Raw genomic sequence first — 6,847 nt, forward strand, 5'->3', positions numbered from 1 at the left:
ATTATGAAGTTATTAATCTGTTCAGTGAAAATTATAGCAGATAACGGAAGGAGGCAAATTGATATGAGTAAATGTTCTTAAAATGTATACATTTGTATATCAAAAAATTCATAAATAAAAACCAGAAAGGCTATTGTAATTTGAAATAACATCCTGTATACTTCTAATTAGTTGATAACGATTATCACTATCAACTAAAACATTACTCTTCGTTATGTTGGTCATACCCCTTTTTGACGACGTAAGTCAGAGACGAATGTTGAAATATCTTGTGTCCTATTCTACAGAATTATGGTAATCTCCAACCTCAACTTATATGCGTAAGCATGCAAAAAAAGGATCCTATCCGTGAAGGGATCCTTTTTTGCATGTTGTCGCAATTAATGTATATAGACCGGGTATGCGTTCTTCAATTCCTTCGGGTGAAGTAGAAGGGAAGACCCACCTTTGATGAGGTCCGTGTTCTTCAATCAATTTTTCAACCTTGAAATTTGTTTCTGCCATTGCTGAAATAACTTCTCCTAGTGTCCAGCGCCTAATTTTTGTTCTCGGTAAAGCGTATTTCTGTGATTCCGTAAGGAGAGTACTATAAGCTACGTCATCTTCAATAAGTTCCTCATCAAAATAATTTCCATTTGCTCGAAATGATGGATGATCTACTCCTAATAATTTTGTATAAACGGGATGATAGTCACGCAGTATAAATGTCCCATCTTGTTTTAGTAAGTGAGAGATTATATGAAAGAGTGGCTTTAAGTCTAAAAAGTAATGGAGCACGCCAAGTTCCAGTAATACGATATCAAATGATTGGGATAGATTTAAATCTAGTACATCGGAAACGATATACTGAATAGAGACGTCAGCAGCTTCGGCTAGTTCGGTTGCATATTTTTCATTACTTGCTGAAATATCTACAACTGTTACATCGGCTCCTAAAAGAGCAAGAGCAACTGCTTTGTTGCCTTTTGATCCGAGTAAATTAATAATACGCTTTCCTTTTGGAGATTGTATGTAGGGTAAATAGTAGGAGACTTCATGAACAGGATCTTGCATGAGTTTTTTTGCATATTCTGTCGGTGTGCCGTGACGATTAGTCCAAGCTTCATAGGCAGCTGCATTCCAGCTTTTTTCATTAATAGTACTTAGTTGCTTTTGATTCAATTTTATCACTCCTTTTGTGAACGTATAGTTATTCGGTGAATGAGTAGGATTTCCTGCTTTTTTAAAAAAGTTTGATTTTTCTGGTATTAAGTCGTAAAATACGTGTTATACATAAAAGCGTTGAAAAGGAAAAGTAGAATGGAACCATTCTTTCCAGAGAGCTTCGGTAGCTGAGAAGAAGCAAGAATATTCATTTGAACAATGGCCTTTGAGCTTCGTTCTGAACTTATCAAATGATAATAGTAGGCGGCGACGAGAGTTGGTTCTCGTTATCAAAACCACAGTATAAGAGCAAGAATTGCTCCGTACTTGTTAAGGTTAGTTATGTGAATGACTGACGAAATAAGGTGGTACCGCGACTGTTTATACAGCCCCGCCCTTATCTTTTTTAAGATAGGGGTGGGGCTTTTTATATTTTAAAGGAGGAATATAAGATGAGTATTTTTATTGGAGGCGCTTGGCCGTATGCAAATGGTTCGTTACATCTTGGGCATATTGCTAGTTTGTTACCAGGAGATATTTTAGCGCGTTATTATAGGGCTAAAGGTGAGAATGTGTTGTATGTTTCAGGAAGTGATTGTAATGGAACACCGATTGCAATTAGAGCAAAGCAAGAAGGGGTTACAGTAAAGAAAATAGCTGATCAATATCATGAAGAATTCGAGCGATGTTTTCATAATCTTGGTTTTACGTATGATTGCTATACACGCACAGATAGTGAACATCATCATGAAACGGTTCAAAAAGTCTTTTTGCGACTATTAGAAGAAGGTTATATTTATAAAAAAGTCGTTGAACAAGCTTATTGCGAAACGTGTACGCAATTTTTACCGGATCGATATGTAGAAGGTATTTGTCCGCATTGCCATGAAGCAGCGAGGGGTGATCAATGTGATGCTTGTTCCGCTATTTTAGATCCACTCGATTTGTTAGAAAAGAAATGTAAGTTATGCGGTAGTACGCCATCAGTACAGGAAACAGAGCATTTCTATTTTGCATTGCATAAATTTCAGCAGCAAATTAAAGCGGCCGTAGAAATTGCAAAGCAAAAAGGAACATGGCGCGACAATGCAATTCAATTAACAGAGAGATATTTAAAGGAAGGGTTACAAGATAGGGCAGTGTCACGTGATTTACCAATAGGGGTACCAATTCCAGTGGAAGGATATGAAGATAAGAAAATTTACGTATGGATTGAAGCGGTGACAGGATATTATTCAGCGAGTAAACACTGGGCTGACGAAACAGAGAAAGCTGATCAAGAGTTTTGGGATAGAGATGTGAAAACATATTATGTACATGGTAAGGATAATATTCCGTTTCATTCAATCATTTGGCCAGCGGTATTACTTGGAATAGGAGAAGAAGCGATCCCGCGTCATATCGTTTCGAATGAGTATTTAACAGTAGAAAAAAGAAAGTTATCGACAAGTAAAAACTGGGCAGTATGGGTACCTGATATATTGGAACGCTATAATCCAGATTCTATTCGTTACTTTTTAACAGTAAATGCACCAGAAAATCGTGATACTGATTTTTCATGGCGTGAATTCATTTACAGTCATAATAGTGAACTATTAGGCGCATACGGGAACTTTGTGAACCGGACGTTGAAGTTCATTGAAAAGTATTATGATGGCATTGTGCCAAAAGCAAATATTAATATAGAGCTGAGAGATAAGGTAGAAGGATTATATAAAAGTGTAGGAGAGGCGATTGAGCAAACTAAATTTAAGGTGGCACTAGAAACAATATTTGATGCAGTACGCTTTGCAAATAAATACTTTGATGAAAAGCAGCCTTGGAAACAAAGAGAAGAGGACCCAGTTCCATGTGAGGAAACAATTTATAATTGTGTTTACCTGATAGCAAACTTTGCACAACTGCTTGAACCATTTTTACCGTTTTCAAGTGAAAGAGTTAGAAATACATTATCGAGTGTTAAAGTAAATTGGGAACCTCAAAACACGTTGCCAAACCGAATTGATAATGTACAGCCATTATTTGAGCGAATCGATGTAAAACAAATTGAACATGAGATAGAGAAGTTATATGGAGCGGTAAAGTGAAATATAAGGAAAAGACCTTTCAAATAAATGAAAGGTCTTTTGTCATGCTGTATAACCCTCTTTCTTATCTTTTAAAAAGAAAAGCACAGCAAGAATTACGAGAATAATAGCCGCAATATCATATGTTATTTTGAAGGTAGTAATAAAGTTTAACATATCGCAACTTTATTCACATTTATATACAAGTTGATGTTTTCACGCACTATGCATCGTATGCTGTTTTTTTTCTTTCCTAGCAGTAAGTAGTTGTGGTGTGAAAATACCGAGTAATATAACCACAATCCCAATCCACTGCATTGGCGATACAACTTCATGAACAAGTGTAATAGAAGCGATAATGGCTGTTGGTAATTCAGCTGCACCTAATATTGTACCAAGTCCTGTTCCTACTTTTGGTACCCCAATTGAAAAACAAATGACAGGTATAATAACCCCGAACAGTCCAAGGAAGAAAGCATATTTCCATAGGCCTGCTTGTAAGGTACCATCTGTTAAAAAGGTAGGCGGGAAAAATAAGCATACAATAAGAGTAGCACTCGTTGTCATAAGAAAGCTTTTCGTATAAGGCGGAACATCTGTAGCAACGCGCCCGCTTACAAATACATAGAATGAGAAAGAGACGGCAGCTAATAGTCCGAAAATAATACCTTTCGTAGAAAAGTTTTGTCCAAGACCTTCAAATACTCCACCAGCAAACAATGTACCAGTAAATAAAATAATAATAGATATAACTTTCTCACGGCTTGGGAATGTTCGATTCGCAATCGCTTCGATGACTACACCAATCCAAGTGAACTGAAAGAGTAAAACGACAGCGATAGAGGCTGGCAATTCTTCTACGGAAATAGCATAGAAAATACCTGTCATGCTCATTGTTGTGCCGACTGTTAGTAACGAAAAGAATTGTTTTTTTGATACTTTATGACGTGAAAAGAACAGAACGAGTAAAAGGAGTCCAATCCATCCGAAGACATATTGTCCTCCTAGTAGTTGGTGTGATGAAAATCCTTCGATGAATCCGAGTTTAAAAATAGTTGAAAGTACGCCGTAGCTACAAGCGCCGAATAAAACTAGTAATGAATACTTAAATTTCTCCATGTGAAAACCTCCTTATATAAAGTGAAACTTTAATCAGTGGGGATTTTGTTCATCCCCCACTGATTATTAGCCCGACTCCCACCTAACTTCTTTGCTCCAGCCGAATTTTGAGGTGGGAGTTTTAATGCCCTCAAATAGCGGGATAAATAAAAAACGCCCGTTATCCTAATAAGGACAACGGGCGAACGAAACAGAGACAGAGACTCTACAAAATTCCGCCACTCATACGAAGTATGAGTTTGGGGTATGAAATTATAGTAGTAGTTTACATTGCTTTTGGAAAGACAATTGAGCATTTTACACCTTGAGGTGTGTTTTGTATTCCATAAGGAAACTGATGTTTATCTAGTATTTGTTTTACAATATATAATCCAAGACCGCTACCTTGTACTAAACCGTTATTTCCAGGATTAGCGCGATAGAATGGCTCAAATAAATGAGCGAGTTTGTCCTCATCAATTTGTGAACCTGTATTTAATACTTCTAATGCGTAACCGTTCGGTTTTTCATAAAGCTTTATATATACATGCTGATGATCGATTGTATAGTGAATTGCATTTGAAATAATATTAAAAATAGCAGTTTGAATAAATTTAGGATCAGCTAAAATTTGTACGTCTTGTTTAATATTAGATTGAACATTTAATTGCTTTACAGATATAAAATAATCTACTTTCTTCATAACGTCCTCAATGATGTTAGATAGTGAAATAACTTCTAAATTCGGTTTGAATTGAGGATTTTGCATTTTGGATAATTCTGACATCTTTTCCGTTAATACGTTAATATCCTGCATCATCTCGTAGGAACGTTTTAAGTACTTATCTCTATCTTTGTAAGCACCGATTCCGTGAATCATGCCATCTAGTTGGCCCATAACGGCTGCGATAGGTGTTTTTAATTCATGGGATACCATAGACATAAATTCTTTGCGAGATTGTTCTAATTGTTGTTCTTTCTTGAGCTCATTTCGTAAATCTGTATTTGTTTCATGTAGATTTTTCACAATGGTTGGGACTTGTGAAGCGGCTACTTGCAAATTAAAATCTGTTTGATCTGTATTTTTGTTAGGTGATTGTTGATCTGAAAAGTCCAGATTTATAATATCTTTTAAAGTATCACTCATATATTGAAAAGGTTTGGCAATTAGTTTGGCATAAACTAAAGAACCGAGCAGAGATAATGCAAGCATTGTTGCACCAATATTTGGAGCTAATTGTTGCATTATCTCTGCTAAACTAGGATTATCATGTGTTTCGTTTGTTTTCTTTGTTGTATTTTGTGTATGTAAGGAATCAGTGTTAGCGGCTATTTGTTCCGCTTTAGTATGTGATTCAGTTTTGTTACTTTCCTCCGAAAGATTTGCTACATTTTCTTTTGCTTTTGTAGTTTGGCTAGGTTGCAAAAGATGATTAATAGCCGTAGAGAGTGTTTTGAAATCTATAATAGATGACTGGAAATTTGAAATGCTACCCTCTGAAACAGCTTTATTCTGTTCTCTTTTATTTTGTTCGTTTTTCGTAACTGAATCCGCATGTTCCACAGTTTGAGTTTCAGGGTTTTTCGCATAACGCCCTTTATCATAGTTTAAAGCTAGAAAATAAATGATTTGATAAAGACAAATTGATAAAAGAACACAAAACAATAGGGTTTTGATGAAAATATTTTTGGTGATGTTATCCTTACTATGCTTCGATTTTGTAGCCAATGCCTTTCACCGTTTTAATATAAGTAATCCCTAATTTTTTCCTTAAATTTTTAATATGTGTATCTATAACTCTTACATCACCATAATGTTCATAGCCCCATACCTTATTTAACAAATCACTTCTTGATAATACTTTTCCTCGATTTTGTAACAACGTATATATAATCTCAAACTCTTTAGTTGTTAGTTCAATTTGATTACCATGAACATAAGCCGCATATGCTGTAGAATTTAACATCAATTCATGGAATTGTAGTATAGTTGCAGTTTCGGCTTCCTTCGTTGTTGTCCTTCTTAATACAGCTTCTACGCGTTTAATAAATACCGTGTAATGGAACGGTTTTGTAATATAGTCATCAATGCCCAACTCAAACCCTTTAATTTCACTCTCCTCATTATGTAAGCCTGTTAACATAATGATTGGTACATCAGACTGTCCTCGCATAATTTTACAAATACTATAACCATCTATATCCGGTAACATTACATCAAGGAGGACAAGGTCGTATGAATTTTTTTGGAAAAGAAGAATTCCCTCCGTTCCAGCACCAACCACATCAACGGTAAAATTTTGGGCAGTTAAAAATTCACGAATAAGTTCTTGTATATCTGGGTTGTCTTCAATCACCAGTATATGCGTCATAGTAACACCTCCTAAATAACGCTTTTTACTGCAATATTCGAATTCATCATTTTTCGGGTGACTCAAGTTGTATATACATATAATAAGCCCCCGCTATAAAATAATCATAAAAGTAGCAAGGGGAGTTGTTTATTGGAACTGAATATTTCAGTATCACAGTAGTTCTAT

General features: G+C 35.6%; 5 protein-coding genes and 1 other annotated feature. Of the genes, 1 reads left to right on the forward strand and 4 read right to left on the reverse strand.

What is annotated here, in order from left to right; all coding sequences use genetic code 11:
• Positions 1–342: 342 nt before the first annotated feature.
• On the reverse strand, positions 343–1,161 hold the full coding sequence (locus tag AB3X48_RS15050; protein WP_199714928.1) for a class I SAM-dependent methyltransferase: 819 nt from the start codon (positions 1,159–1,161) through the stop codon (positions 343–345).
• Positions 1,162–1,272: 111 nt separating this feature from the next.
• Positions 1,273–1,545, forward strand: a binding site (T-box leader).
• 50 nt (positions 1,546–1,595) lie between these two features.
• On the opposite strand from AB3X48_RS15050, the gene metG reads away from it, so the two are divergent.
• Entirely contained in the window at positions 1,596–3,230 is a 1,635-nt protein-coding gene (metG, locus tag AB3X48_RS15055; RefSeq protein ID WP_199714927.1) for a methionine--tRNA ligase, read from the forward strand.
• A gap of 195 nt (positions 3,231–3,425) precedes the next feature.
• Here the strand turns inward: metG and AB3X48_RS15060 are convergent, their stop codons facing one another.
• The 3 genes from AB3X48_RS15060 to AB3X48_RS15070 all read right to left on the reverse strand — a co-directional run bounded on the left by AB3X48_RS15060 (position 3,426) and on the right by AB3X48_RS15070 (position 6,679).
• Positions 3,426–4,328: an EamA family transporter gene (locus tag AB3X48_RS15060; protein ID WP_002159962.1), complete on the reverse strand. Its 903-nt coding sequence runs from the start codon at positions 4,326–4,328 to the stop codon at positions 3,426–3,428.
• Positions 4,329–4,593: 265 nt separating this feature from the next.
• A complete protein-coding gene (locus AB3X48_RS15065; protein ID WP_016106557.1) occupies positions 4,594–6,036 on the reverse strand; it encodes a sensor histidine kinase in 1,443 nt (480 codons plus the stop codon).
• The gene (locus AB3X48_RS15070; RefSeq protein WP_002159964.1) at positions 6,014–6,679 is read right to left on the reverse strand and encodes a response regulator transcription factor; all 666 of its coding nucleotides are present in this window, start codon (positions 6,677–6,679) and stop codon (positions 6,014–6,016) included. The genes AB3X48_RS15065 and AB3X48_RS15070 overlap by 23 nt, the downstream gene beginning before the upstream one ends.
• Positions 6,680–6,847 lie beyond the last annotated feature (168 nt).

Source organism: Bacillus sp. S4, from assembly GCF_040838205.1.
Classification (GTDB): domain Bacteria; phylum Bacillota; class Bacilli; order Bacillales; family Bacillaceae_G; genus Bacillus_A; species Bacillus_A cereus_U.

Coding starts and splice junctions, on each gene's coding strand:
- AB3X48_RS15070 (WP_002159964.1), bottom strand. CDS start 6,679: ATGACGCATATACTGGTGATTGAAGACAACCCAGATATACAAGAACTT.
- metG (WP_199714927.1), top strand. CDS start 1,596: ATGAGTATTTTTATTGGAGGCGCTTGGCCGTATGCAAATGGTTCGTTA.
- AB3X48_RS15060 (WP_002159962.1), bottom strand. CDS start 4,328: ATGGAGAAATTTAAGTATTCATTACTAGTTTTATTCGGCGCTTGTAGC.